Genomic DNA, 25441 nt, shown 5'->3' with positions numbered 1-25441 from the left:
CGGTGTCCGCTTTGCTTCGGATCGGATGCCGAACGGCTGAGCCTGTGAAAGGCTGGGGGCGTGACGATCGTTCCTCCTGCTGCCGGTGAACCGCGTCGCCCTGACGGGCCCCGTAATCCCGGCGATGCGTGGGTGGTGGCCCCGTCGGGTGAGCGGTATTGGGGCCGCTTCGGCGCCGCGGGACTCCTGCTCGTCGACGCGGCTCGTGGTGTGCTGCTGCAGCATCGTGTGGCGTGGAGTCACTTCGGCGGCACCTGGGGGCTCCCGGGCGGCGCGCTGCATGAGGGGGAGAGCGCCCTCGTCGGTGCCCTGCGCGAGGCGCAGGAAGAAGCCGGCGTTCCCGACGACTCCACGCGCGCCCGGTTCACCAGCGTGCTGGATCTCGGCATCTGGTCATACACGACGGTCGTCGCCGACGTCCTCGTGCCCTTCGAGCCCGTGATCAGCGACCCGGAGAGCGTCGCGCTCGAGTGGGTACCGCTCGACGAGGTCGCCGAACGTCCGCTGCATCCGGGATTCGGTGACTCCTGGCCCCTGCTCCGCGAACTGCTCGCTGTCCGGTCGGCCGTGGTCGTGGACGGCGCGAACGTCGTGGGATCCGAGCCGGACGGCTGGTGGAAGGATCGCGCCGGAGCGGCCGACAGACTGCGCACGAAGCTCGTCGATCTGGCGGTGCCGGCGGAGGCCCTCGGCGTGGGCGGTACGCTCTGGTTCCCCGAGGTCGCGCTCGTGGTCGAGGGGCAGGCACGAGCCCTGGCGGATGGCGCGGGTGCTGGTGCGGGTTCTGCTGCGGGCGACGCTGTCGAGATCGTGCGCGCCCCGGGTGAGGGCGACGACGCGATCGTCGAGGAGGCCCGGCGGCGTGTGGCGGACGGGCGGCGAGTCGTCGTGGTCACCAGCGACCGGGAGCTCCGCGATCGGGTTCAGCACGTCGGCGCGCGCGTCGAATCCGTGCGGTGGTTGCGCAGTCTCCTGGATCACTGATTCCGGGTCGCCCCGCGGGTGCATGTCTCGGGATGGTTCAGCCCGTGGAGACGTCGTCGTCGCGACCGCGGAGACGATCGATGTCGCGGCGCTCGCGTTTCGTCGGCCTCCCGGCTCCTCGGTCCCGCAGACCGAGAGCGGCCTGCGGCTCGCGTGCCGGCGTCTGATCCTCATATGCCGCGACGGCGACCGGGGCGCCGACCCGCTTCACGAGCAGCTGCCGGATGATGAGGATCCGGTCGAATCCCGCGATGCGGATGCGCACCTCGTCGCCGATGCGCACCGCCTGTGCGGCCTTCACCTTGTCGCCGTTCACCCGTATATGTCCTGCACGGCATGCGGTGGTCGCTGCGGATCGGGTCTTGTAGATCCGGATCGCCCACAGCCAGCTGTCGACGCGGACGGAATCAGGCATCCTCGCTCCTCCTCTGCAGCGCGAGCAGTGCTCCCGCCACGATCAGTCCCTGCCCGAGCGTATAGGTCGACATGATGGCCGGGTCGCTCCACTCCGGGAGCCCGCCCGGGAGGAAGAGGCGGAGGGCGAGGAGAGTGTCGCTGGCGAGGAAGAAGGCGCCGCCGGTCGCGATCAGACGTGAGCAGCGCGCAGACAGTATCGCCGTGGCGGCCAGGACGAGGCCGTACGCCGCGACTGCGAGGAAGAGGTCTCCCGTGTGCGGCCCCAGCAGGATGATCAGCGTGATCCACCAGACCGCGTAGGTCAGGGCCCACCACGGGAGGCGTCGCCGCGCCAGACGGCGGGCGAACAGCGCGATGTACGCGATGTGTGCGAGGCCGAAGAAACCCAGCATGACGGGCAGTTCGGCACCGGCGGGTAGGAAGACGCCGGCGCTGTCTCCTATCCAGGAGAAGAGCAGCGCAGCGAGCAGGAGAGCGATGGCAGTCGCGGGCCGCAGGCGGCGCGCGGCCCCGATCACCGGCACGGCGAGCAGCGGCATCAGTGCGACCTTCGTCACATCGGCGACGTCGCTCTCGGCGGCGAGGAGGACCACATGCACAGCCGAAACGAGCGCGTAGGGCACGAACGACCAGGTAAGGGCCGTGATCGAGCGGCGTCGTCGCATCGCCCCATCGTACGGTCGCGCCCGAGCAGGCCGGGAAGCGCTCAGGACTCGACCGTCACAGAGACGACGGCGTCGTCCGGGGCGAGGTGCACCGCCGGCCAATAGCCGTCGGGGAAGTGCTCGCCGCAGGTGTCGATCAGATGAAGGACGATCGTGCCGTCCGCCGACGCCTCCATGGTCTCGAGGACGAGATCGGATGCCGCGTCGTCGAGCTCGTGCTGCTCGGGGTCCCCCTGGCTGAACGAGGCGACGACGGCGTCCGAGGCTCGACGGCGGAGAGGATCGATGCCGGCGACGACCTCGCGTGCGCGGGGGAGGAGGCGGGAGACCTCGTCGACCGTGGTGCCCTCGATCATGATCTCCAGGTCGCCGTGTGCTGTGGAGACGGTGCCGACGAACCAGTCGTGCGTCAGGATCTCGCCGTCGGTCAGCTCCGTCGTCGCCCGGACGAGGGGGCCGAGCGTGGGATCGTCGATTCTCGGGTGTTCGTCGGTCATGTGTCCACGCTAGTCGGCTCGGTCTCCGACACGTCCGACACCCCGCGACGGGCCGGTTCGCGGACGCGGCCCTGTGCGGCTAAGATAGTGGAGTTGCCTGCGCGAGAGCGCAGAACAACGGGCTGTGGCGCAGCTTGGTAGCGCACTTGACTGGGGGTCAAGGGGTCGCAGGTTCAAATCCTGTCAGCCCGACCAGATGAGGCCCGGAAACTCGCGAGAGTCTCCGGGCCTTCTGCATGTCCGGAGAACGCCGACCTGTTCCTGTCGAACGGACTCTCGGCACGATCGCAGGGCTGGGGAACGGGGCCGAGATGCTCGTCGGACTGATTCTGGTGTTCTGCATCCGTGGCCGTGTATCTCAGAAGGCGGACCACCCCTTCGCCTGCTACTGGCCGGCGGTGCCTGAGCCGTCCCCTATGCTGACGTGGGCACAGAAGCGATGGGGGATGTCCTGCACACGACGGGAAAGCGCGGCAGTGTGATCGGGGATCTCGGTGACTCTCGTATCCACTGGATCGATGTCGCGAAGGTTCTCGCCGTCACCCTCGTGGTGCTGTACCACGCGGCGGCGTGCATGGGCTTCCTGTTCCCGAATCCCTCCGGGCCGGCATCGACCTTCTGGGACGGGGTCAGCGAGGTCGCTCTGCCCCTGCGCATGCCGCTGTTCTTCGTCACCGCCGGCCTCCTCGCCCACCCCTCCCTCACCCGACGGTGGAGAGAGGTGCTGCGGCCCCGCGTTCTCGCACTGCTCTGGCCGTACGTGCTCTGGTCGATCGCCTTCGCATTCATCGCGGGATTCGCCTATCGGCCCCTGAACCCGCTCGGTTACACGATCGGACGGCTTCAAGGGCTGCCGTTCGCCACATCGGCGTACTGGTTCCTGCTGATGCTGCCCGTGTTCTTCGTGCTGGCGAAGCTGCTGCGACGCGGCGCCTGGGTCGTGCTCGCCGTGGCTCTGGCTCTCGCTGTCGCCGCTCCGTGGCTCGAAGTCCATGTGTTCGCCGACCTGCATTGGAGCTTCATCTACGGAGCCACTCGTGTCGCGCGGTATGCGTTCTGGTACCTGCTCGGCTGCTATGCGTCAGACCTCGTCTCCCGCGCGGCGTCGCTGAAGCCCCTGTACCTGGTTCTCGGTGGTGGTGCGGCGTTCGTGTTCGTGAGCTGGCTGGGGTCGGCTGCCGACAGCTCGGCCGACCTGAGCTTCGTGCTCTCCCTCGCGGGGGTGACCGCCATGATCGGTGTGGCCGTCTGGGCTTCCGGTTTCCGCGGCATCCGCCCCGTCGCCCGGTACTTCGCCGCCCGGACTCTGCCGATCTACCTCATCCACCCGATGCTGATCGTGCTGATCGTCCTCGCGGCGCAGCGTCTCGGATGGGTGACCGGCCCGCATGATGCCCTCACGACGGTGCTGACACCGATCGTCGCCGCGTTCAGCATCGCCGTCGCGGTCCTCGCCTATGACCGGATGCAGGGCCCCCGCACGTCCTGGCTCTTCTCGCCGCCGACCCGGAAGCGAGTGGATCGCCTCGAGCGGGCGTCGACTCCCGTGCGGTGACCGGGAGCGGTCGCCGAGAGAGGTCCGGTGCACCCGCATCCCTCCGCCGGCCGCGCGCGTCGCTTATCCTGGCGTGTGCATCTCATCCCGCCCGCACCGGCACCCCCGCCGTCGATCCACCGCAGAGGAGCCCGTTCCGTGCCCGACAGCAGCCCTCGCCTCCGTGCGCGCACGTCGGCCCTGCGCCGGTCGCTGCGAGAGGCGACGACACCCGCCCGACTGCTGCTGGTCGCCAAGACCGCGCTGGCCGTCGGGCTCGCGTGGTGGATCGCCCCGCATATGCCGGGAGTCGTCGACGAGTATCCGTACTACGCGCCGCTGGGTGCTCTCGTCAGCATGTACCCGACCCTCATGGGGTCATTGCGCTCGGGACTCCAGACGGTCTTGGGTCTCGCGGCCGGTGTCGGCCTCGCGACGCTCGTGATCCTGACGGTCGGACCGACATGGTGGACGATCCCGATCGTGGTCGGTCTGGGAGTGCTGCTGTCCGGGACGGGCTGGTTCGGGTCGGGCAAGGAGTACGTACCCATCGCTGCGCTGTTCGTGCTGATCGTCGGCGGGCAGGATGCCGACGACTATTCGCTCGGCTACCTGGTCCAGACCGCGGTGGGCGTCACGATCGGTCTCCTCGTCAACGTGCTGATCGCACCCGCCCCGCTCACCGCCGCCGCCGCGCTGCGCGTCGATGCGTTCCGCGAACAGCTCGCGGCACATCTGCATGAGATCGCAGACGCGGTGTCCTCGTCCTGGCCACCGGAGCGCGACGAGTGGGCGCGTGATGCGGACTCCCTCGCCGACACCACCCGCGAACTCCGCGCCGCGCTCGCCGACGCCGACGACAGCCGCCGGGGCAATCCCCGCGCGCTGCTGGCCCGCGGCGCGCAGCCGCGGGACGTCCGGGGGGAGCTCGACGCGCTCGACGCGATCGCCCACCACCTCCGCGACATGTCGGATGCGATCGCCGACGCCATCTGGGACCGACCCGCGGCCCTCACGCTCGACCCCGCCCTCCCGGAGCCGCTGACGGCAGCCTGTCACGCGGTGGCGGATGCCGTCGCCCTCGGGGCGGTCGAGAGTGCTGAAGCGCATCGTGCCCGCGCCGAGGCGGCCGGTGCTGTGCGACGCCTGCTCGAGACCGTCGATGACCGCACCATGGAGGTGCGACAGACGATGGGTCCGGGAGTTCTCGCCGTGATGCACCTGCGCCGCATCCTGATCCTCACCACGCCCCACCCGGAAGACGATCCGGACCACGCCGACTGAGTCCTCGGCCTCGCTCCCGAGCCGACCTCGCCCGCCGACGACCGGTCGCGGTGGCCTGCGGGTCGGGTGTCAGCCCCGCTCCAGCAGCCCCCGGGCCAGCTCCCGCGCCACGGTGAACGGCTGGGCGAACGTCTCCATGCCGACCGTGACGATCGCGCCTTCGTAGAGCAGCATCATCGCCTGGGCCATCGCCTGCGGCTCGCGAATGCCCGCCTCGGTGCAGAGGCGCTCGAAGACCGCCAGCAGCCAGGCCTTCTGACGCGCGACCTCCGGGAACACGGGGTGACCGTCGTGACCGTCACCGATCTCGGCACGCGCATTGATCGCGCTGCAGCCCTTGGGACTGTTCGCGTCGGACCAGGTGATCGCCGCATCGAAGACGCCCAGCACGCGGTCGACACCCGACGGCGGCGCGGGGGTCAGCTGCTCCTCCAGATGAGCACGCCACCGCGCGTCGCGGTGCTGGAGGTATGCCACGACCAGCGCTTCCTTCGAGCCGAATCGGTCGTAGAGGGTCTTCTTGGTGACGCCCGCTGCTTCCGCGATCGTGTCGACGCCCACGGCGTGGATGCCGCGCTCGTAGAACAGCCGCGATGCCGCCTCGAGCACCCGGGAGGCGCCCGGGGTGAGGGGGGCGAGCTCAGGAGGGGGAAGGGACATGCGTCGACTATACCAACCTGTATAGTCAGCGTCATGAGTAAACAGATCGGTATACTTCGTATGGGGGTGACGGCGGCGGGGGCGGCGGCCTTCGTGGTGTCGTGGAGCTCGGGCTTCCTCGTGCCTGCGCTCGCGGCGACCGACGTCTCGCCGGTGACGCTGCTCGTCTGGCGCTTCCTGCCGCTCGCCGGAGTGCTGATCGTGATCGTGATCGCCACCGGTGCCGCCGAGGGCGTCGCGCCGCCTGCGTTTCGTCGTCAGGCGTTGATCGGAGCGTTCGCGCAGCTGGGCTACTGCACCTTCGTCTACGCGGCGGTCGCTTCGGGCGTCGCGACCGGCACCACTGCGCTCATCGACGCTGTTCAGCCGCTCGTCGTCGCGATGCTCGTCGGACCTCTGCTGGGGCTGCGCGTGCGCGGCGCGCAGTGGGCGGGGCTCCTGGCGGGGGCCGTCGGGGTCTTCCTGGTCGTCATCTCGCAACTCGACGGCTCCGGTGCCCAGCCGACCGCGTACGCCTGGCCCCTGCTCGCCATGGCGTGTCTGATCACGGCGACGTTCCTCCAGCGCCGCGCGGATCCGGGGACCGGTGTGCTGCTCACCCTGACGGTCCACGTGTGCATCACGGCGGTGGGTCTCGTCGTCCTCGCTGCCATCGCCGGAGCGCTTCTGCCGCCGTCGACCGCCTCCTTCTGGTTCGCTGCGTTGTTCTCCGCCGCGTTGCCGACACTGGCGGCCTACGGGCTGTACTGGTGGTTGCTGCGGCGCGTGGGCATCACGGCATTGAACGCGCTGCTCTTCCTGATCGCCCCGACGACCGCCGCCGCGGGGGCGGTGCTGTTGGGCGAGCCGCTCACGGTCGTGACGCTCGTCGGATTCGCGCTGTGCGGAGCGGGCGTGGCCGTCGTGCTGGCGAGCGAGGCGCGCGCGTCGTGACTCGCGGGAGAGCGGGGTTTGCCCTCTCGAGAATTCCGCCCCAAACGGATCTCGAGAGGGCCACCGTCCATCCCGGACGGCAGGGGAGGCGGCGAAGAAGTCGCTGCTCTCGATGGCTGTCTACCCCAGTATTCAGCCGGTAGCCCCCGCTACCTTCAGCAGAGTATCGTCATTCTGTCTTGTCCGCCATTTGGGGGACAAAGTTTCTCGAAATATTTCTTCACGATGAAGGCTCTTGCTTCAGGGGTGACTGTTCGTAGGGTGGACGCATGGACAGAACGCTCGTCGTGACAGCCCAGATCGCCGTCCCTCCCGGACACCGCATCGAGGTGACCGAACATGTGGATGCGCTCACGGGGGAGCCTGTCGTGTCCGCCCTCCTCGATCTCGACACCGGCGTGCGCTACCGCCAGGCTGATGACCCGCACGCGGAGGTCACGCGCTGGCTGGGGCGGGTGCTCGACTGCACGGTGACCATCGGCGGGCACCGTCCGCGCACGACCCTCACGGTCGACCCTCTCGGCTCCGGCGGCACGGGAGCCTCGGTCGCCCTGCGGGATGCGGATGCCGCCGCGGATGCCGCGAAGGCGGAAGCCGACCGCTGGGGCGGCAGCGATCGCCCACCGGCCGAGGAGACCGAGCGCTTCTGGTGACGGGGGTCACCGGAAGTCCCGAGAGCGGTGTGAGACTCCGGTCCGCAGATCCTCGAAGGCATCGGCGAGCACATTGATCACGCCCTCGGTCGAGCGTTCCAGGATGCCGCGGATGATGAGCGCGGGAGACTCGCGCGCGATGCGTCGATAACGGTTCCATACCCCGGCTGAGCAGACGATGTTCACCAGTCCGCTCTCGTCTTCGAGGTTCAGGAAGGTGATTCCCGATGCGGTCGCCGGACGCTGCCGGTGGGTGACGAGGCCGGCGACCTCGATGCGTCGACCGGATTCGTGATTCTGCAGATCGACGGAAGTCAGCACTCCGCGCTCGCGCAGGGCACTGCGGAAGTGCGACAGGGGGTGGTCGTCGGTGGACACCCCGGTCGACCACAGATCTGCGGACAGGCGCTCATAGCTGGTCTGATCCGCGAAAAGCGGTGGCTGCACGGACACAGTGGTGCCCGGGAGGAAGCGCGCGCGGTCATCGGCGGCTGCCCCGGCGAGCCAGATCGCCTCTCGTCGCTCGAGTCCGAGGCAGGTGAGCGCTCCTGCCGTGGCGAGCGCCTCGAGCTGGGCCGCGGTGGCATCCGTCCGCCGGACCAGGTCGTGCATGTCGCGGTAGAGCCCGTGCGCCTCCCGTTCGGCGACGATCCGCTCCGCCAGGGAGGTGCCGATTCCCCGGATGCCGGCCAGCCCGAGCCGCACGGCGAACGCCCCGTCCCGGCGATGCGCCGCCGATTCATCCGGAGCATCCCGATCGAAGCGGAGCACAGGCGGCTGGGGATCGCTGAGGCAGGAGTCCCTGCCGGTCGCGGCCTGCCGGGACGACGTGGTATCGACAGGCGTCTCCGAGAAGGAGACGGTGTTCGGTGAGGCTGCAGGGGGCTGCGGGGAGGCGAGGTTCTGCGGGGAAGCAGGGTTCTGCGGCTCCAGGATCTCGGTCGCGGCCGAGGCGTGCAGGTCGGGCCGGCGCACCTCCACCCCGTGCCGCCGCGCATCCGCGGTGAGGGTCGCAGCCGAGTAGAAGCCCATCGGCTGCGACCGCAGGAGCCCGGCGAGGAACGCCGCGGGATAGTGCAGCTTCACCCAGGAGCTCGCATAGACGAGCAGCGCGAAGGACAGGGAGTGTGACTCCGCGAAACCGAAGTTCGCGAATGCCTGGATCTGCGCGTAGATGCGGTCGGCGACGTCGCCCACGAGCCCGCGTCTCGCCATGCCGGCATACAGCTTCGCCTTGACCTTGTCGATCTTCTCGAGGCCGCGTTTGGAGCCCATGGCCCGCCGTAGCAGGTCCCCTTCATCCGCTGTGCAGTCGCCGACGGCCATCGCCATCTGGATGAGCTGCTCCTGGAAGATCGGAACACCCAGCGTGCGTTTCAGGATGTCTTCCAGATCGGGGTGCGGATAGGGGATGGTGAACGACACCGGCGCCTCGCCCCGCGCCACGCGATCGCGGTTCTCCTCATCGACCCTGTCCTTCGCGATCTTGCGACGGACGAACGGGTGCACGGCCCCGCCCTGGATCGGACCGGGCCGGATCAGGGCGATCTGGATGGTGAGGTCGTAGAAACTGCGCGGCTGCAGCCGGGGGAGCAGGCCGATCTGCGCGCGGGACTCCACCTGGAACACCCCGATCGAGTCGGCGCGGCAGAGCATGTCGTACACCGCGGGTTCTTCCTTCGGGAGGCTCTCCAGCGTCCACTCCTCCCCGGTCGATGCGCGGATGATGTCGAAGCAGTGCTGCAGTGCGGCGAGCATCCCGAGGCCCAGCAGGTCGAACTTCACCAGCCCCATGAAGGCGGCGTCGTCTTTGTCCCACTGGATGACGGTGCGGTCCTCCATACGGGCGTGCTCCACCGGAACGACCTCGCCGACCGGGCGCGCGGTCAGCACCATGCCCCCCGAGTGGATGCCGAGATGCCGAGGAGCCTTCAACAGCTCACCCGCATACTCGAGCACGTTCTCGGGGATGTCATGCTCGTCGGCGACCTCGAGGCCCGTGCTCCACCCGTCGACCTGCCGTGACCAGGCGTCCTGTTGACCCGGGGAGTAGCCGAGCGCTCTGGCCATGTCGCGCACGGCGTTCTTCGGGCGGTACTGGATGACGTTCGCCACCTGTGCCGCCCGCTGCCGTCCGTACGTCTCGTAGACCCACTGGATGATCTCCTCGCGGCGGCGTGAATCGAAGTCGACGTCGATGTCGGGCTCCTCCTGGCGTGTGGTGGCGAGGAACCTCTCGAAGGGGAGCCGATAGAGGATCGGATCGACCGCCGTGATGCTCAGGAGATAGCAGACCGCGCTCGCCGCGGCCGATCCGCGGCCCTGGCAGAGGATGCCGCGTCGGCGCGCCTCGGCGACGATGCCGTGCACGATCAGGAAGTACCCGGGGAAGTCCTTCTCCTCGATCACGTCGAGCTCCCGGGCGATGCGGCGCCGTCCATCGTCGTCCAGTCGCGGATACTTCGTCGGGACGGCCTCCCAGACGAGCGCGCGCAACCAGCTCATGGGGGTGTGTCCCTCGGGGACCTCCTGTCGGGGGAGATCCGGTCGAGCCATCCGCAGTGGGAAGGCCGAGGCGGAGGCCAGCTCGAGCCCGTAGGAGATGGCGCCGGGGTACCGGTGGAAGCGTGCGGTCATCTCGGCGCCGCTGCGCAGATGCGCCCCGCCGTGCGCCGGCAGCCACCCGTCGAGGTCGTCCATGCTGCGCACCGCGCGCACGGCCGCCACGGCTTCGGCCAGGGGAGCGCGCGCCGGTGTCGCGTAGTGCACGTTGTTGGTGGCCACGACGGGGAGTCGCAGGTGCGCGGCGAGCTCGGCGAGGGAGTCGTTGCGACGGGTGTCCTGCGGATCGCCGTGGTCGAAGAGCTCGACCGCGACGTGCTCGGAGCCGAACAGGTCGACGAGCCGCCGCAACGGCGTCTCGGCATCGCCGCGTTCCAGTCCGCGCCGGACACTGCCCTTCCGGCATCCGGTGAGGATCGTCCACTGGTCACCGGCGCTCGCCGCCAGCTCATCGAGATCGTAGAGCGGCCGGCCCTTCTCCGCACCGCGCAACTGGGCGGTCGTGATGGCGCCGGAGAGGCGGTGGTACCCCTCCATGCCCCCGGCGAGCACGAGCAGATGATCTCCCTGCGGATCGGGGTTCCCCCGCTGCGGGCCGGGGAGGTCCAGCGACAGCTCCGCGCCGTAGACGGTCTGCAGCTTCACCTCCATGATCTCGGCGAGTTCGGCGAAACGCGCGGCACCGTAGAAGCCGTCGTGATCCGTGAGGGCGAGAGCGGAGAGTCCGAGTCGCTCCGCCTCGGACAGCAGCTCTTCCGGCGAGGAGGCGCCGTCGAGGAAGGAGTACGACGAATGCGCGTGCAGCTCGGCGTACGGGACCGGGTCCTCCGGACGCTCGGTCGGGACCGGCGGGGTGCGCGGGCGCCGCCTGCTCACCGGCCCTTCATCGATCCGGGGCACTCGGGGTTCCTGGACGGTCGGTCGAGGCCGCTCATCGCCGCTCAGCGTGCGCTCGAGCTCTTTCCAGGTCTGCGGAGGATTGTGCCATCCCATCAGCGGTATCTCCCCTCGGCCCACCAGCGCTCGCCGGCGCAGAAGACCAGCCAGGCCCGATCACGGTCGTCGACGATCTGGAGCCGATGGCCCTTCTTGCCCCCGCCCGACGTCCACCGCTGCTCGTGGACCGGCCAGGGCCCCGCCCACCCCCGCACCACGCTGCCCTCGATGCGGGCGGGGTCCGCGGAGAGCGCTCCGCGGTCGTCCACTCGGATCTCCGAGCCGTCCCCGGCCTGGACCGCGATGCGTCGCGGCGGGCGGAACACCTCGGCGGGCAGCGGATCGGGCAGGCTTCCCGGCCAGGGACGGGCGGGATCGCGCGGCGGAACGATGCGCTCACCCCAGGGTGTGAGCACCTGCCGATCGGCGAGCCAGCGCCCTCCGGAGACGGCAGCGGTGACCACTCCCTGATGGCCGAGCATGGTCTGCACCCGCGAGACGGCATGATGCAGTCGCTCATCGGTGCCGGAGCCGAACAGACCCGGCTGATGGTGTGCGGCGTCGTCGACCGCCACCGGGACGATGTGCACCGCGTCGATGCCTCCGAAGGTACGGGCCTCGTCGACCGGATCCTTCGCGTTCTGCGCGGCCAGGGCCTCCAACTGCCAGCGCACCCGGTCGACGAGCTCGGCGGCGTCGAAACAGGTCGGATGCAACCAGGTGCGGGAGAAGACCTGACCGTTGTCGTCGATCAGATCGATCCGCGCCTCCGTGCAGACGAGCGAAGCGTCGCCCAATGCCAGCAGAACGTCATCAGCGGTCTGTCGCACGGCGAAGGCCACCTGATCGGCGCCCCCCAGAGATGTCTCGAACTCCACCCGCCTCATCAGTTCGGGGTCGGGCGGGCGGGGGATCAACGGGCGAGAGTCCGCGCCTGCGGCCAGGGCATGCAATCGTGCCCCGCGCTCGCCGAAGCGGTCGCGCACCTCCAGTGCGGGGAGCGCTGCGAACTCGCCCAGGGTGTGCACGCCGAGCCGGACCAGCAGGTCGGGGAGCTGGTCGTCGCGCAGCACCTGCACCGGATAGGGCGCCAGGAACTCTCGAGCTCCGCCCGGGGCGACCACGGTGCGGGGGCGAGGAGCACGCGCGGCGATCTCTGCCGTGAACGGACCGTCGGCGACGCCGATCCGGACCTCGGGGTATCCGCTCTCCGCCAGGATCGCGGCGAGAGCGTCGGCGGCCTCGGCCTCCCCGCCGTGATACCGGGAGATCCCCCGAGCCCGCAGCACGGCCAGTCCCGGGCGCAGCAGCGTGACGCCGGGGGCGTGTTTCTCGATGAGCTGCAGGACCGGCAGGAAGGAGCGTTCGTCGCGGGCGGCATCATGGGCGCGCACCTCGAGTGACGAGAGATGCCCCTGGGCGACGCGGCGCCGTTGTCCGACGCGTACACCGTGCGCTCGTGCTGACGCCGTGCATGCGACGACCGTGTTCGCCTGCACCAGTGCGGTCGGCGGGTGGGGAGGGGGGCCGCCGAGCGCGGCACGCAGCGGCCAGTCGGGGAACCAGAGGACGAGCACGCGAAGAGGGGTGTTCATCCGGCCTCCGCCCAGAACGTGAGGGCGGCGTCGGGTGCGGCGACGTGCCGTGGTGAGCCGGTGCGGGCGGGCAGCGCCGTGATCCTGCGGGGTTCCACGGTGGGGGACACGGCTTCGATGAACCCTCGGGGCCCGGGGAGTCGCACGCGCACGCTGGAGGGCAGGGGGCGATGACGCGTGCGGGAGGTCACGGTGACGGTGCAGTCGGACAGCAGTCCCCAGCCGGCCCCCACGCCGTGCCACTGCGGATCGTGGATGCGGATCGATCCCTCGCTCTGCGGCCAGGCGTCGCCGGGCTTCTCGGCGATGAGCAGGGTGCAGCCGCGGTCGCGCAGTCGCGCACTGAGCCGAGAGACATCGGCGTCTCGAGCGCGCTCCCCGGGGTGCACGACGATCAGGGGCACGACCTCGGCCAGGGCGGAGGTCGCTGCGAGCCAGCGCTCCGCAGGATCCGGTACGAGGATCAGTCGGCTGAGATCGATCCCGAACGCGGCGGCGGCCTCCACGCCCAGCGTCGGCATGCCGATCACCGCGCACCAGTGCCCCTTGCGGGAGGCGGCGCTGAGCAGGGCGAGCACGAGGCCGGGAGAGGGGGAGACCGTGTAGGCGGTACCGGTCTGCAGCCCCTCCTCGGGCAGCAGGGCGGACAGTGCGGGGTCGAGGGGAAGCAGCGTGTGCTCGCTGCGTCGACGCTGCATCCTGCTGATCTCACGGCGCAGCCGCAGCACCTCTCCGGCGCGGGTGTCGCCCGCCGGAGAGAGCGTGGCAGCCGCCTCGAGTCCGATCCCCATACTTCCATCCTCGAAGATATGTTCTACTAAAGCAAGTGGAGATGCTCACGATAATTCGTACATCCGACATCGGGTGCCAGGTGGTCTCCGGGAAAGTTATCCACAGGCTGATCCGCCCCTGGCAGCCGATCTCCTAGCCTGCGGGGATGGATCTCCGGGGCTGGCTCGTCGTCGCCGCACATGCCGCCCTGCTGGGCATCGGCGGCTGGCTCACGGTCATCGACGCCCGAACGCACCGGCTGCCGAATCGGATCGTGTTGCCGACACTCGGGGCCGTGCTCGCCCTCGCGGGCATCGATGCCGCCGCGACCGGGCAGGCGTCCGCCATCATTCGGTCGCTGCTGGGCATGGTCGTCCTCGGTGGTTTCTACGCCGCACTGCGCCTGCTCGGACGCGAGGGCATGGGAGGAGGGGACGTGAAGCTCGCCGCCGCGATCGGGGCCGTCCTCGGATGGCACGGCTGGCAGCAACTGGCGGTCGGTGCGGCGTCGGCCTTCGTCCTCGGCGCGCTCTACGCGACGGTGCTGATGATGCTGCGCCGGGCGAGCGGATCCACTCGGATCGCGTTCGGCCCCTGGATGATCATCGGCGCGGTCCTCGGCATCGTCGTCGGCTGAACACCGCTCGCCCTCCGCCGATGTCGGAGGCGCGGCGCTATTGTGGGGTCATGGCACTCGCACGACTTCACGGCGGCCCGCTCGACGGGCAGATCATTCCTCTGGACGACGCAGACGACAAGCTGATCGTCCCCTACAGCGAGACGCAGGTGGTGTATCACCGCCGCGGCGAGCCCCAGAACACCGGCGAGTCCGACGGACCCACCGAGATCGACTACTGGTTCGAGGAGTCGCTCGACGACATCTCTCCGACGGATGCTCAGGAAAACAACTCCGACAGATGACCGAACCTTCGCGAACGGTCGAGGTCGAGCGCAAGTACGACGTCGAAGACGCGACCTCGCTGCCGGATTGGCAGGGGATCCCCGGGGTCGATGCCGTCTCCGCCGGTGAGGCTCGCGTCCTCGACGCCCGTTACTTCGACACCGACCAGCGGACCCTCTCCCGATCCGGCGTCGCGCTGCGACGACGGACCGGCGGCCCCGATGAGGGCTGGCATGTGAAGGGCCCGCGCGAAGGCGACGGCCGGGTCGAGCTCGGCTGGCCCCTCGGGGAGGGCGATGCTCTGCCGGATGCCGTCGCCGCCGCTATCGCCCGCTGGACGAGCGAGCCGCTGTCCCCGCTCGCCCGCATCGAGAACGACCGGACGGCGTATCTGCTGACCGGGCCCGCCGGAGTCGTGGCGGAGTTCGTCGACGATCGGGTCCGCGCGACGGACCTCCGTGCCGACGTGCGACGGCAGTGGCGGGAATGGGAGATGGAGCTGGGACCGGCCGCCCCCACGGATCCCGCAGGGCGTCAGGCATTCTTCGAGGCGGTGGAGCGCGCGGTGCGCGCGGTCGGCGGTCGTGACTCGGCGTCCGGTTCGAAGCTCGCCCGCGCCCTCGGGTTCTGAGATCTCGCAGAGAGCGATCATCGATGCAACCCCCTTCCCGCGGTCGACACCGGATGCTTGAGTGACAGCATGAGTCGCCCTGCCGTCCTGAGATCACTTCAGACGATCGTTCCCGAGACCGTATTGCCGCAGGATGAGATCCGCGATGTGTTCGCCTCGCAACCCGATCTCGGTCGGCTGGCGCAGCGTCTGGTCTCCGCCTCCTTCAACGGCTCCGGCATCGACACGCGCCACACCGTGATCGCCGAACTCTCGTCGACCTCCGAGATCTCGGATCCGGTGTTCTTCGACCGTTCCACGGGTGCACTCCTGTCGCCCGGCACGAAGACGCGCAACGACGTCTACATCCGAGAGGCCTCCGCGCTCTTCGCCGCTGCCGCCCGTCGCGTGATCGATGCCGACCCCGAGGTCGGGGTCTCCGACATCACCCACGTGATCACGGTGTCGTGCACAGGCTCCTTCGCGCCCGGCCCCGACTACGCGGTCGCGCGCGCCCTCGGACTCCCCGGCAGCGTGCAGCGCTACCACTTCGGTTTCATGGGGTGCTACGCCTCGATGCCCGCGTTGCGAGCGGCGAGCCAGTTCTGCGCCGCCGACCAGGATGCGGTCGTGCTGATCGTCAGCGTCGAGCTGTGCACGCTGCATCTGCAGTCCTCCGAGGACCCCGACACGATCGTCTCCTCCTCGCTGTTCGCCGACGGCGCGGCCGCGGCTCTCGTGACCGCCCGCGATCTGCCCGCGGCCGGCCCCGTCCTCCGGCTCGACGGCTTCCACACGGCGATCGCGCCGGAGGGCGAGAAGGACATGGCCTGGACGATCGGAGACCACGGATTCGAGATGATCCTCTCCACCGCCGTCCCGCACATCATCGGCGAGACGATCCTCGGCGCCCTGCGACCGCTGTACGAGCGAGACGGTCTCGCAGCGGCCTTCGATGACGGAACGATCGGCGAGCAGGTCGCGCACTGGGCGATCCACCCCGGAGGTCGCAGCATCCTGGACCGTGTCCAGGAGCGACTGCAGCTCAGCGACTCGCAGCTGCAGCCGGCGCGCGAGGTGCTCCGTGAGAACGGCAACATGTCGAGCGCCACGGTCTTCTTCGTCCTGCAGCAGATCCTCGAGCACTCCGACCCCCGGTCGGGGGATCGCGTCGGAGCCATGGCGTTCGGGCCGGGGCTGACCGCCGAGAGCGCACTGTTCACGATCGAGGTCTGACGCGACATGCGGCCTGATCTCTCGTCCCGTGCCGTGGATGCCCGCGAGCTGATGGATGCCCCGGATGCCGATCCGCAGATGCTGGCGCACACGTATCGGCGGTTCGAGGTCGTCAACGCCCTCGTCTCCCGCCCGGGCGCGGTGTACCGGGAGGACGTCCGCCCGCGTGCCCGCGCGGGGCGGATCCGCATCCTCGATGTGGGTGCCGGCGGCGGGGACCTGTGCCGCGCCCTGGCCGCTTTCCTCCGCCGAGACGGCCTGTCCGCCGAGATCACCGCCCTCGATCCCGACGAGCGGGCGATGACCTGGGCGCAGGCTCACGACGCCGGGGCGGGCGTGCGCTACCGGGTCGCCGCGACCGACGAGCTCGTGACGACGGGGGAGAGGTTCGACGTGGTGCTGTCGAACCACCTGCTGCACCACCTGACAGATGACGAGCTGTCCCGGGTGCTCGTCGACACGCAGCGTCTCGTGTCGGACACCGGGGTCGTCGCGCATCACGACATCGCGCGGAGCCGTGCGGCGTACGCCCTGTATTCGGCGGCTACTCTGCCGTTCGCCCGCAACTATCTGGCCGGCTCGTTCATCCGCGAGGACGGTCTCCTGAGCATCCGCCGATCGCACACCGCCGCGGAGCTCCGCGCGCGTGCACCCGAGGGGTGGACCGTGCGGCCGGGCGTGCCCGCGCGCCTGCAACTGCGGTGGGACGGCGGAAGAGCCCGAGGCTGAGTCATCAGGGATGACGAAGGCCCGGTCCGCGATGTGCGGACCGGGCCTTCGTCGTTCGGGTCGAAGATCAGAAGTTGATCATGTGCCCCGCGAGGCCGTGGAAGCCCTCCTGGAGCGCCTCCGACAGCGTCGGGTGCGTGTGCACGTTGCGTGCGAGCTCGAGGGCGGTGAGGTCCCACTTCTGCGCCAGCGTCAGCTCGGGCAGGAGCTCCGACACGTCGGGGCCGATCATGTGGGCGCCGATGAGCTCGAGGTGCTCGGCATCCGCGATGAGCTTGACGAAGCCGACCGGCTCACCCAGACCGTGCGCCTTGCCGTTCGCCATGAACGGGAACGACACGACCTTGATGTCGCGCCCCTCGTCCTTGGCCTGCTGCTCGGTGAGGCCGAACGACGCGACCTGCGGCGAGCAGAAGGTGGCGCGCGGCATCATGCGGTAGTCGCCCAGGGTCTGGGTCTCCGCCTTTCCGATGGTCTCGGCGGCGACGACACCCTGCGCCTCGGCGACGTGCGCGAGCTGCAGCTTCGCGGTGACGTCACCGATCGCGTAGATGCCCTCGACGTTGGTGCGCATGTGGTCGTCGATGTCGATCGCGCCGCGCTCGGTGAGCTTCACGCCGGTGGCCTCGAGGCCGAAGCCTTCGATGTTCGGGGCGAAGCCGACCGACATGAGCACCTTGTCGGCTTCGATCGAGCTCTGCTGGCCGTCCTTACCGGTGTACGTGACCGTGACCGAGGAGCCGTTGTCCACGACCGTCTCCACCTTGGTGGAGGTGAGGATGTCGACGCCGTAGTTCTTGTACTGCTTCGTGATCTCCTTCGACACGTCGGCATCCTCATTGGGGAGTGCGCGGTCGAGGAACTCGATGATGGTGACCTTGACGCCGTAGTTCGTCATCACGTAGGCGAACTCCATGCCGATGGCGCCGGCGCCGACGATGACGATCGACTTCGGCAGCTCGCGGCTGAGGATCTGCTCCTCGTACGTCACGACGTTGTCACTGAGGGTCACGCCGGGCAGAAGGCGCACCTTGGAGCCGGTGGCGATGATCGCGTTGTCGAACGTGACCTCCTCCGTCGAGCCGTCGGCCTTGGCGACCGAGATCGCCTTCGGGCCCGTGAAGGTGCCGCGACCGTCGTACTCGGTCACCTTGTTCTTCTTCATCAGGAAGTGGATGCCCTTGACGCGACCGTCTGCGACGACGCGGCTGCGGTCGAACGCTTTGCCGTAGTCGATCGTGAACTCACCGGAGATGCCGAAGAAATCGGCCTTGTGGTTGAGCGTGTGCGCGAGCTCCGCGTTCTTCAGAAGGGCCTTGGACGGGATGCAGCCGACGTTCAGGCAGACACCGCCCCAGTACTTCTCTTCGATGATGGCGGTGGACAGTCCGAGCTGAGCGCTGCGAACCGCAGCGACGTATCCACCAGGACCTGCACCGAGGATGACGACATCGTAATGTGGCATGGCTCCAGCCTATCGCTCTCAGGAACGGTCGGAATCGGTGGGACGAGCGTTCCGCCGCGACCGCAGCGTCAGCCAGACGATGAGCGCGACGACCGCCAGGGCGCCGAGGATCGACACGATCCAGATCGTCGGTGCTGCGCTCTCGGCCTCGCCGTCGGCGGGCGTCGCCGGGTCGCTGGTGACGGGGGCCGGGGAAGCTTCTGCGGTCGGAGCGGCGGTCTCCGGGGCAGGACTGGAGGTCGACTCCGCGGCCGGAGTGCCCTCGGTCACGGTGAAGTAGTACTCGCCGGAGATGGGGTGCCCGTCGCTCGACACGACCTTCCAGATGACGTGGTACTCCCCGGCGGCGGCTGCCGCCACGAGGGGCTGGGTGACCACGGGGCCGGACACGGTGGCGTCGCCGTCGGTCACGGAGTTCTCGTCCGCGTCCATCACCACGACCTCGGTCGATCCCTCGCCGCCGAGCAGGTCGGCGCTGAAGGTGAGGGTGAGTTCGGACGGCAGCGTCGCCATCGAGCTGTCGGCCTCCGGAGAGGAAGCGGTCAGAGCGTCGTGCGCCGAGGCGGAGAGCGGTGAGACGAGGATCAGGAACGCGGCGAGCACGCTCGCGGCGAGGGCGATCGGACGGAAGGGGGAGCGGCGGGCTGCGGTATGCACCCGTCCAGCCTAGGTAATGCCGTGGGGGGATGCCTGAGTCTGGACGCAGCCTCCCGCCAGCCCCTCGGAATCCGTTAGTCTGGACAGTGAGGAGGGCAAAGTGACAGACAGTGACAGCCGATCGGCCGGGGACGCAGCGATCCACCGTTCCGGCGAGCAGAGACACGACGTGACGCAGACGTTCGGCCACGATTCGGACTTGTCCTTCGTGCCGTTCGGTGTGGAGTTGACCGATGTCGAGCAGACCGCGATCGCGGCGCTGCCGTCGGGATCCGCGTTGCTGCTGGTTCGGTCCGGCGCGCTCGCGGGCGCCCGCTACCTGCTCGACACCGACGTGACGACCGTCGGACGCCATCCCGAGGCCGACATCTTCTTCGACGACGTGACCGTGTCGCGTCGTCACGCCGAGATCACTCGCACCGGGACCACGTTCGAGATCATCGATCAGCGCTCCCTCAACGGCACCTACGCGAACGGCGAGCGCGTCGATCGCAGCCCGCTCGTCGACGGCTCCGAGCTGCGCGTGGGCAAGTTCCGCCTGAACTTCTTCGCCTCTCCTCTCGATCGCCCTGCGACGAACGCCTGATGGCGGCTTCCGCCGCCCGCGAACGCTCCGCGTCCGCGGGGCTTCTGAGCATCGGTCAGGTGCTGGCGAGGCTGACGCCGGACTTCCCGGAGCTCACGTCCAGCAAACTGCGCTTCCTCGAAGTGCAGGGGATCGTCACGCCGTCACGCACGGAATCCGGCTACCGGAAGTTCTCGGCATCCGACATCGAACGTCTGCGCATCGGGCTCACGCTCCAGCGCGACCACTATCTCCCGCTGAGCGTCATCCGCGAACAGCTCGACCAGGCAGCGGAGCGCGGCGAGTCCGCGTCGCTGCTGCCGCCGCCGTCGATCACGCCCGCTCCGCGCCGTTACCGGCGCAGTGAGCTCCTCGCCGCGGCCGGCGCCGGCCCGCAGCTGCTCAACGACGCGATCAGCACGGGTGTCATCGTCGCGCAGGAGAGCTATCCCGAGTCCGTCCTCGCCCTGCTGCGCGGCCTGGTGGCGCTGGACCGGCACGGCATCGAGCCCCGGCACCTCCGCTCCCTCCGCCAGGGGGCCGAGCGCGAGGTGGCGCTGATCGAGTCCGCGATGTCGTCACTGCTGCGTCGCACCGACACCGCCTCACGCGCGAAGGCCAGTGAGCTGGCACCGGAACTGGTCGGGAAGATCGATGATGTGCGCGCGCTCTTCATCAAGGACGCACTCGCGCGGATCCTTACGTAACGAACTGATTGCGACACACCTTCGGGGTCGCACGGATGTGATTGATGCGGTGGGGGCACTGCTCTAGCGTGGAGATAGCCGTTCCAGGGAGGAAGTCAGATGAACACGGATGAGCTTGCGGGAGACCCGCAGTTCGTGCCCGAACTCCTCTTCACCGACGGCTTGCCCGCCATGGACGACGAGGTCGGCTACCGCGGTGCGGTCGCCGCTCGAGCGGCCGGGATCACGTACCGTCAGCTGGACTACTGGGCCCGGACCGAACTGGTCGAACCCACCGTGCGCGGGGCGAACGGCTCCGGATCGCAGCGTCTCTACGGCTTCCGCGACATCCTGGTCCTCAAGCTCGTGAAGAGCCTTCTCGACACCGGCATCTCCCTCCAGCAGATCCGCACCGCCGTCGACGAGCTGCGCCGCGCGGGCATCCGCGATCTCGCCGGGACCACGCTCATGAGCGATGGGGCATCCGTCTACCTGTGCACCTCGAACGATGAGGTCATCGACCTGGTCAGCCGGGGGCAGGGCGTCTTCGGCATCGCCGTCGGAAAGGTCCTCCGCGAGGTGGAATCCACTCTCGTGGCCTTCGAGGCCACGGCTCCGGATCCGGTCGACGAACTCTCCGCGCGTCGCACCAAGCGCTCCGCCTGACTCACACGAGAACGGCCACCCTCGCAGTCGAGGGTGGCCGTTTCGCTGTGCACGGGGAAGGGGTCAGCTCTGTGCGGCGCCCAGCTCGGGAACGGCGATGCGACCCGTGCGGATGATGCGGTCGAGAAGCTGATCGAAATCGGCGGCGAGCTCCTGCGCGGAGTCGCCGGGCCAGATGTGCAGCGGCTTCGCTGCGCCCTGGGCCTGCTGCAGAGACGTGCGCTCCGGAAGCTGAGGGGCGAGGACGAGCGGGCCGAACATGTCGCGCAGTTCCTTGATGCGGAACTGGTGCTCGATCGACTGCGGACGCACGCGGTTGACGACGATGCCGAGCGGCTGGAGCCGGGGGGAGAGGCCGCGTCGGATCTCCTCGATCGCGCGCAGCGCGCGGTCGGCAGCGGCGACCGAGAACAGGCCCGGCTCGGTGACGACCATGACGCGGTCGCTCGCCGCCCACGCCGTGCGGGTCAGGGCGTTGAGCGAGGGGGCACAGTCGACGAGCACGAGATCGTAGTCGGCCTCCACAGCGGCGAGTGCCTCCTCGAGCTTCCAGACGTCACGGACGCTCGGGTGCGGACCGTCGAAGTTGATCGCCGACGGGCTCCCGATGAGGACATCGATGGTGCCGGGGTGCACCTTGGCCCACCCGCTGGAGGTGATCGCCTGACGGACGACCTTCTCCTTCGGGTTCGCCAGCACATCGGCGATGTTGAGGCGGCCGGCGACCTGGATGTCCATACCGGTCGACACGTCGGACTGCGGGTCGAGATCGACGACGAGCGTACGGACGCCCCGCGCGAAGGCCGCAGAGGCCAAGCCGAGGGTCACCGTTGTCTTGCCGACGCCACCCTTGAGGGAACTGACGCTGAGTACGTGCACGGACTCCACGTTACCTTCCTCTAGGCTGAGGGAACACTCAGCCCCGCCCCATGTGCGTCGATTGCGCCGCGCATCGAGCCTCCAGAGGTGTGCATGTTCCAGAAGATCCTTGTGGCCAACCGCGGAGAGATCGCGATCCGCGCCTTCCGAGCGGCGTACGAGGTGGGAGCCAAGACGGTCGCCGTCTTCCCGCACGAGGACAGGGGCTCCGTGCATCGTCTCAAGGCGGACGAAGCCTACGAGATCGGCGAGCGGGGTCATCCCGTCCGCGCGTACCTCGACGTGGACGAGATCATCCGCGTCGCCCTCGAGTCGGGTGCGGATGCCATCTACCCCGGCTACGGGTTCCTCTCCGAGAACCCGGAGCTGGCCGAGAAGGCCGCCGCGAACGGCATCGTCTTCGTCGGGCCCCCGGCGGCGGTGCTCGAGATGGCGGGGAACAAGGTCGAGGCCAAGCGGCATGCCGTGGAAGCCGGGGTTCCCGTGCTGCGCTCGACGGAAGCCTCCGACGATGTGGACGCGCTCGTCGCTCAGGCACAGGACATCGGCTTCCCGCTGTTCGCGAAGGCCGTCGCCGGTGGTGGCGGTCGCGGCATGCGGCGGGTCGAGTCGCCGGGCGACCTCGCTCCCGCACTGGCCGAGGCCATGCGCGAGGCGGCCAGCGCCTTCGGCGATGCCCGCATGTTCCTCGAACAGGCGGTCGTGCGCCCGCGCCACATCGAGGTGCAGATCCTCGCCGACAAGACGGGCGAGACGGTGCACCTCTTCGAGCGCGACTGCTCGGTGCAGCGCCGGCACCAGAAGGTGGTCGAGATCGCCCCGGCGCCGAATCTGGATGACGACGTCCGGACGGCGCTGCACGGCTACGCCGTCGCGTTCGCCCGCTCGATCGGCTACGAGAACGCCGGCACCGTCGAGTTCCTCCTGGAGACGGCGGGCGATCGCACCGGCGAGGTCGTGTTCATCGAGATGAACCCGCGCATCCAGGTCGAGCACACGGTGACCGAGGAGGTCACCGACGTCGACCTGGTGCAGAGCCAGATGCGCATCGCCGCTGGTCAGAGTCTCGCCGCGCTCGGGCTGCAGCAGCAGGATCTGCATCTGCGCGGAGCGGCGCTGCAGTGCCGCATCACGACGGAGGACCCGACCCAGGGCTTCCGGCCGGACACCGGCAAGATCACGACGTACCGCTCTCCCGGCGGCGCCGGCATCCGCCTCGACGGCGGAACCGTGCATCAGGGCGCGCAGATCAGCCCGCACTTCGACTCGATGCTGGCGAAGCTCACGTGCCGCGGTCGCGACTTCCCTGCCGCGGTCGCTCGCGCACGGCGGGCCCTGGCGGAGTTCCGCATCCGCGGAGTCTCGACCAATATCCCGTTCCTGCAGGCGCTTCTCGAGGATGAGGCGTTCGTGTCGGGTGACGTGAGCACGTCTTTCATCGACGAGCGTCCCGACCTGCTGCGGGGTCACGTGTCGAAGGACCGCGGGACGAAGATGCTGAACTGGCTGGTCGACGTCACGGTCAACAAGCCGCACGGAGCGCACCCCGGATCCGTCGATCCCCGCTCCAAACTGCCCGTCGTCGATCTCACGGCGGAGCCCGCGCCGGGTTCGCGCCAGCGCCTCCTCGAGCTCGGACCGGACGGCTTCGCGCGGAGTCTGCGGGAGCAGACCGCGCTCGCGATCACCGACACGACCTTCCGCGACGCGCACCAGTCCCTGCTCGCCACCCGCGTCCGCACCAAGGACCTCGTCGCCGCTGCGCCGTACATCGCACAGCTGACCCCCGGTCTGCTCTCGGTCGAGGCCTGGGGCGGCGCGACGTACGACGTGGCGCTTCGTTTCCTCGGCGAAGACCCCTGGGAGCGCCTCGACAAGCTGCGCGCCGCGCTGCCGAACGTGGCGATCCAGATGCTGTTGCGGGGGCGGAACACGGTCGGATACACCCCGTACCCCACGGCGGTGACCGATGCGTTCGTCGCCGAGGCGGCGGCCAGCGGGGTCGACATCTTCCGCATCTTCGACGCGTTGAACGACGTCGCGCAGATGCGACCGGCGATCGAAGCGGTCAGACGCACCGGCACCGCGGTCGCGGAGGTCGCGCTGTGCTACACCGGAGACCTCCTCGACCCCGCGGAAGACCTCTACACGCTCGACTACTACCTGAACCTCGCGGATCAGATCGTCGCAGCCGGGGCGCACATCATCGCGATCAAGGACATGGCGGGCCTGCTGCGCCCCGCCGCCGCGGCAACGCTGGTCTCGGCTCTGCGCGCCCGCTTCGACCTTCCGGTGCATCTGCACACCCACGACACCGCCGGCGGACAGCTGGCCACGCTGCTCGCCGCGAGCGACGTCGGCGTGGACGCGGTGGACGCGGCATCCGCTCCTCTGTCGGGTACGACCAGTCAGCCATCGCTGTCGGCCCTGGTCGCCGCCCTGGCGCACACCGAGCGCGACAGCGGCATCGAGCTCGCTGCCGTGTCCGACCTCGAGCCCTACTGGGAGGCGGTTCGCCGCCAGTACGCGCCCTTCGAGTCGGGGCTCCCCGGACCCACCGGGCGCGTCTACCACCACGAGATTCCCGGTGGTCAGCTGTCGAATCTGCGTCAGCAGGCGAAGGCACTCGGTCTGGCCGATGACTTCGAGCTGATCGAGGACATGTACGCCGCCGCGGACCGCATTCTCGGACGGGTGCCGAAGGTGACGCCGTCATCGAAGGTGGTCGGCGACCTCGCCCTGCATCTCGCGGCTGTCAAGGCGGATCCCGCGGACTTCGAAGCGAATCCGGAGAAGTACGACGTTCCGGACTCCGTCGTCGGCTTCATGGCGGGAGAACTCGGTGACCTGCCCGGGGGATGGCCGGAGCCGTTCCGCACCAAGGTGCTGGCCGGACGCTCCGTGCGGATCGGCATCACGGACATCACGGCGGAGGACGAGGCGGCGCTGGCCGGCGAGAGCGCGGAGCGTCGCGCGCGTCTGAACACGCTCCTGTTCCCGGCGCCGACGCAGATCTTCACCGAGACGCGAGAGCTGTACGGCGACCTCTCGGTCCTCGACACCGGCGACTACCTCTACGGGCTGGTGCAGGGTCAGGAGCATCTGATCGAGATCGACCGCGGCGTGCAGCTGTACGTCGGGCTCGAAGCCATCGGCGATGCGGATGATCGGGGGATGCGCACGGTCATGACGACACTGAACGGTCAGCTCCGGCCGGTCTTCGTTCGGGACACCTCGGTCGCGGTCGACGCGCACGAGGTGGAACGCGCGGACACGTCGATCTCCGGTCATGTGGCCGCTCCGTTCTCCGGTGTCGTGACGCTGAAATCCGAGGTCGGTGACGCCGTCCGGGCGGGGGAACCGGTCGCGTCGATCGAGGCGATGAAGATGGAGGCGGCCATCACCGCACCCGTCGACGGGGTCATCGAACGTCTCGCGATCTCCTCCACGCAGCAGGTGGACGCCGGGGATCTTTTGCTCGTCATCCGTCCCGCGCACTAATCTTGTCCGGGCGAGGGCCGCGCACGATGTGCGCACCCGAGGCTCGCGCAGGCTT

At 69.2% G+C, this 25441-nt stretch carries 24 protein-coding genes and 1 tRNA gene; 15 read left to right on the top strand and 10 right to left on the bottom strand.

Annotated features, from left to right (window positions below; all coding sequences use genetic code 11):
- Positions 1-60 precede the first annotated feature (60 nt).
- Positions 61-984: an NUDIX domain-containing protein gene (locus ACWA14_RS09845; RefSeq protein WP_463792916.1), complete on the top strand. Its 924-nt coding sequence runs from the start codon at positions 61-63 to the stop codon at positions 982-984.
- A 37-nt stretch (positions 985-1021) separates the two neighbouring features.
- Here the strand turns inward: ACWA14_RS09845 and ACWA14_RS09840 are convergent, their stop codons facing one another.
- The 3 genes from ACWA14_RS09840 to ACWA14_RS09830 are packed head-to-tail and all read right to left on the bottom strand — an operon-like array spanning position 1022 to position 2563.
- Positions 1022-1399: an RNA-binding S4 domain-containing protein gene (locus tag ACWA14_RS09840; RefSeq protein ID WP_463792914.1), complete on the bottom strand. Its 378-nt coding sequence runs from the start codon at positions 1397-1399 to the stop codon at positions 1022-1024.
- A complete protein-coding gene (locus ACWA14_RS09835) occupies positions 1392-2066 on the bottom strand; it encodes a lysoplasmalogenase family protein (protein ID WP_463792912.1) in 675 nt (224 codons plus the stop codon). Before ACWA14_RS09835 ends, ACWA14_RS09840 begins: the two co-directional genes overlap by 8 nt.
- Positions 2067-2107: 41 nt before the next feature.
- Positions 2108-2563, bottom strand: a complete 456-nt coding sequence (locus ACWA14_RS09830) for a hypothetical protein (RefSeq protein WP_463792910.1) — start codon at positions 2561-2563, stop codon at positions 2108-2110.
- A gap of 118 nt (positions 2564-2681) precedes the next feature.
- Here ACWA14_RS09830 and ACWA14_RS09825 point away from each other — a divergent pair.
- The 3 genes from ACWA14_RS09825 (at position 2682) to ACWA14_RS09815 (ending at position 5381) form a co-directional block, all read left to right on the top strand.
- Positions 2682-2758, top strand: a tRNA-Pro gene (locus ACWA14_RS09825).
- 229 nt (positions 2759-2987) lie between these two features.
- Positions 2988-4118: an acyltransferase family protein gene (locus tag ACWA14_RS09820; RefSeq protein WP_463792908.1), complete on the top strand. Its 1131-nt coding sequence runs from the start codon at positions 2988-2990 to the stop codon at positions 4116-4118.
- 138 nt (positions 4119-4256) lie between these two features.
- Positions 4257-5381, top strand: coding sequence for an FUSC family protein (locus tag ACWA14_RS09815; RefSeq protein ID WP_463792905.1), 1125 nt, complete (start codon positions 4257-4259; stop codon positions 5379-5381).
- 69 nt (positions 5382-5450) lie between these two features.
- Here the strand turns inward: ACWA14_RS09815 and ACWA14_RS09810 are convergent, their stop codons facing one another.
- The gene (locus ACWA14_RS09810; RefSeq protein ID WP_463792903.1) at positions 5451-6041 is read right to left on the bottom strand and encodes a TetR/AcrR family transcriptional regulator; all 591 of its coding nucleotides are present in this window, start codon (positions 6039-6041) and stop codon (positions 5451-5453) included.
- Positions 6042-6074: 33 nt separating this feature from the next.
- Here ACWA14_RS09810 and ACWA14_RS09805 point away from each other — a divergent pair, with 33 nt between their 5' ends.
- Together ACWA14_RS09805 and ACWA14_RS09800 are read left to right on the top strand one after the other, a co-directional pair.
- Positions 6075-6974: a DMT family transporter gene (locus ACWA14_RS09805; protein ID WP_463792902.1), complete on the top strand. Its 900-nt coding sequence runs from the start codon at positions 6075-6077 to the stop codon at positions 6972-6974.
- 269 nt (positions 6975-7243) lie between these two features.
- Positions 7244-7627 carry a hypothetical protein gene (locus ACWA14_RS09800; RefSeq protein WP_463792900.1) on the top strand — a complete coding sequence of 128 codons (384 nt, stop codon included), beginning with the start codon at positions 7244-7246 and terminating at the stop codon, positions 7625-7627.
- 6 nt (positions 7628-7633) lie between these two features.
- Here the strand turns inward: ACWA14_RS09800 and ACWA14_RS09795 are convergent, their stop codons facing one another.
- From ACWA14_RS09795 to ACWA14_RS09785, 3 genes are read right to left on the bottom strand one after another with little or no spacing between them, the layout of a single operon-like run.
- Positions 7634-11182 carry an error-prone DNA polymerase gene (locus tag ACWA14_RS09795; protein ID WP_463792898.1) on the bottom strand — a complete coding sequence of 1183 codons (3549 nt, stop codon included), beginning with the start codon at positions 11180-11182 and terminating at the stop codon, positions 7634-7636.
- Complete coding sequence (locus tag ACWA14_RS09790; protein WP_463792897.1) at positions 11182-12720, bottom strand: DNA polymerase Y family protein; 1539 nt, start codon at positions 12718-12720, stop codon at positions 11182-11184. The genes ACWA14_RS09795 and ACWA14_RS09790 overlap by 1 nt, the downstream gene beginning before the upstream one ends.
- On the bottom strand, positions 12717-13511 hold the full coding sequence (locus ACWA14_RS09785; RefSeq protein ID WP_463792895.1) for a hypothetical protein: 795 nt from the start codon (positions 13509-13511) through the stop codon (positions 12717-12719). The genes ACWA14_RS09790 and ACWA14_RS09785 overlap by 4 nt, the downstream gene beginning before the upstream one ends.
- Positions 13512-13657: 146 nt before the next feature.
- On the opposite strand from ACWA14_RS09785, the gene ACWA14_RS09780 reads away from it, so the two are divergent.
- The 5 genes from ACWA14_RS09780 to ACWA14_RS09760 all read left to right on the top strand — a co-directional run bounded on the left by ACWA14_RS09780 (position 13658) and on the right by ACWA14_RS09760 (position 16967).
- Complete coding sequence (locus ACWA14_RS09780; RefSeq protein ID WP_463792890.1) at positions 13658-14128, top strand: prepilin peptidase; 471 nt, start codon at positions 13658-13660, stop codon at positions 14126-14128.
- Positions 14129-14178: 50 nt separating this feature from the next.
- The gene (locus tag ACWA14_RS09775; protein WP_463792888.1) at positions 14179-14412 is read left to right on the top strand and encodes a response regulator; all 234 of its coding nucleotides are present in this window, start codon (positions 14179-14181) and stop codon (positions 14410-14412) included.
- Entirely contained in the window at positions 14409-15023 is a 615-nt protein-coding gene (locus ACWA14_RS09770) for a CYTH domain-containing protein (protein WP_463792885.1), read from the top strand. The genes ACWA14_RS09775 and ACWA14_RS09770 overlap by 4 nt, the downstream gene beginning before the upstream one ends.
- A gap of 69 nt (positions 15024-15092) precedes the next feature.
- Entirely contained in the window at positions 15093-16238 is a 1146-nt protein-coding gene (locus tag ACWA14_RS09765) for a type III polyketide synthase (protein WP_463792883.1), read from the top strand.
- Positions 16239-16244: 6 nt separating this feature from the next.
- Entirely contained in the window at positions 16245-16967 is a 723-nt protein-coding gene (locus ACWA14_RS09760) for a methyltransferase domain-containing protein (protein WP_463792882.1), read from the top strand.
- A 67-nt stretch (positions 16968-17034) separates the two neighbouring features.
- Here the strand turns inward: ACWA14_RS09760 and lpdA are convergent, their stop codons facing one another.
- Positions 17035-18432 (bottom strand): dihydrolipoyl dehydrogenase, encoded by a 1398-nt coding sequence (gene lpdA, locus ACWA14_RS09755; protein ID WP_463792881.1) that lies wholly within the window; start codon positions 18430-18432, stop codon positions 17035-17037.
- Between the two features lie 18 nt (positions 18433-18450).
- On the bottom strand, positions 18451-19089 hold the full coding sequence (locus tag ACWA14_RS09750) for a copper resistance CopC family protein (RefSeq protein WP_463792878.1): 639 nt from the start codon (positions 19087-19089) through the stop codon (positions 18451-18453).
- A 100-nt stretch (positions 19090-19189) separates the two neighbouring features.
- On the opposite strand from ACWA14_RS09750, the gene ACWA14_RS09745 reads away from it, so the two are divergent.
- The 3 genes from ACWA14_RS09745 to ACWA14_RS09735 all read left to right on the top strand — a co-directional run bounded on the left by ACWA14_RS09745 (position 19190) and on the right by ACWA14_RS09735 (position 21006).
- Positions 19190-19675 (top strand): FHA domain-containing protein, encoded by a 486-nt coding sequence (locus ACWA14_RS09745; protein WP_463792875.1) that lies wholly within the window; start codon positions 19190-19192, stop codon positions 19673-19675.
- The gene (gene ftsR / locus ACWA14_RS09740; RefSeq protein ID WP_463792873.1) at positions 19675-20361 is read left to right on the top strand and encodes a transcriptional regulator FtsR; all 687 of its coding nucleotides are present in this window, start codon (positions 19675-19677) and stop codon (positions 20359-20361) included. Before ACWA14_RS09745 ends, ftsR begins: the two co-directional genes overlap by 1 nt.
- A gap of 99 nt (positions 20362-20460) precedes the next feature.
- A complete protein-coding gene (locus tag ACWA14_RS09735; protein ID WP_463792870.1) occupies positions 20461-21006 on the top strand; it encodes a MerR family transcriptional regulator in 546 nt (181 codons plus the stop codon).
- Positions 21007-21069: 63 nt separating this feature from the next.
- On the opposite strand, the gene ACWA14_RS09730 is transcribed toward ACWA14_RS09735, so the two are convergent.
- A complete protein-coding gene (locus ACWA14_RS09730) occupies positions 21070-21885 on the bottom strand; it encodes a ParA family protein (protein ID WP_463792866.1) in 816 nt (271 codons plus the stop codon).
- 93 nt (positions 21886-21978) lie between these two features.
- Here ACWA14_RS09730 and ACWA14_RS09725 point away from each other — a divergent pair, with 93 nt between their 5' ends.
- Positions 21979-25386: a pyruvate carboxylase gene (locus tag ACWA14_RS09725; RefSeq protein WP_463792864.1), complete on the top strand. Its 3408-nt coding sequence runs from the start codon at positions 21979-21981 to the stop codon at positions 25384-25386.
- Positions 25387-25441: the final 55 nt, after the last annotated feature.

The sequence above is a fragment of the Microbacterium sp. TW_SC_2 genome, assembly GCF_055361165.1.
This window is presented reverse-complemented; position numbering and strand designations above follow the sequence as displayed.

Coding starts and splice junctions, on each gene's coding strand:
- ACWA14_RS09840 (WP_463792914.1), bottom strand. CDS start 1,399: ATGCCTGATTCCGTCCGCGTCGACAGCTGGCTGTGGGCGATCCGGATC.
- ACWA14_RS09835 (WP_463792912.1), bottom strand. CDS start 2,066: ATGCGACGACGCCGCTCGATCACGGCCCTTACCTGGTCGTTCGTGCCC.
- ACWA14_RS09830 (WP_463792910.1), bottom strand. CDS start 2,563: ATGACCGACGAACACCCGAGAATCGACGATCCCACGCTCGGCCCCCTC.
- ACWA14_RS09810 (WP_463792903.1), bottom strand. CDS start 6,041: ATGTCCCTTCCCCCTCCTGAGCTCGCCCCCCTCACCCCGGGCGCCTCC.
- ACWA14_RS09805 (WP_463792902.1), top strand. CDS start 6,075: ATGAGTAAACAGATCGGTATACTTCGTATGGGGGTGACGGCGGCGGGG.
- ACWA14_RS09800 (WP_463792900.1), top strand. CDS start 7,244: ATGGACAGAACGCTCGTCGTGACAGCCCAGATCGCCGTCCCTCCCGGA.
- ACWA14_RS09795 (WP_463792898.1), bottom strand. CDS start 11,182: ATGGGATGGCACAATCCTCCGCAGACCTGGAAAGAGCTCGAGCGCACG.
- ACWA14_RS09790 (WP_463792897.1), bottom strand. CDS start 12,720: ATGAACACCCCTCTTCGCGTGCTCGTCCTCTGGTTCCCCGACTGGCCG.
- ACWA14_RS09785 (WP_463792895.1), bottom strand. CDS start 13,511: ATGGGGATCGGACTCGAGGCGGCTGCCACGCTCTCTCCGGCGGGCGAC.
- ACWA14_RS09780 (WP_463792890.1), top strand. CDS start 13,658: ATGGATCTCCGGGGCTGGCTCGTCGTCGCCGCACATGCCGCCCTGCTG.
- ACWA14_RS09775 (WP_463792888.1), top strand. CDS start 14,179: ATGGCACTCGCACGACTTCACGGCGGCCCGCTCGACGGGCAGATCATT.
- ACWA14_RS09770 (WP_463792885.1), top strand. CDS start 14,409: ATGACCGAACCTTCGCGAACGGTCGAGGTCGAGCGCAAGTACGACGTC.
- ACWA14_RS09765 (WP_463792883.1), top strand. CDS start 15,093: ATGAGTCGCCCTGCCGTCCTGAGATCACTTCAGACGATCGTTCCCGAG.
- ACWA14_RS09760 (WP_463792882.1), top strand. CDS start 16,245: ATGCGGCCTGATCTCTCGTCCCGTGCCGTGGATGCCCGCGAGCTGATG.
- lpdA (WP_463792881.1), bottom strand. CDS start 18,432: ATGCCACATTACGATGTCGTCATCCTCGGTGCAGGTCCTGGTGGATAC.
- ftsR (WP_463792873.1), top strand. CDS start 19,675: ATGGCGGCTTCCGCCGCCCGCGAACGCTCCGCGTCCGCGGGGCTTCTG.
- ACWA14_RS09735 (WP_463792870.1), top strand. CDS start 20,461: ATGAACACGGATGAGCTTGCGGGAGACCCGCAGTTCGTGCCCGAACTC.
- ACWA14_RS09725 (WP_463792864.1), top strand. CDS start 21,979: ATGTTCCAGAAGATCCTTGTGGCCAACCGCGGAGAGATCGCGATCCGC.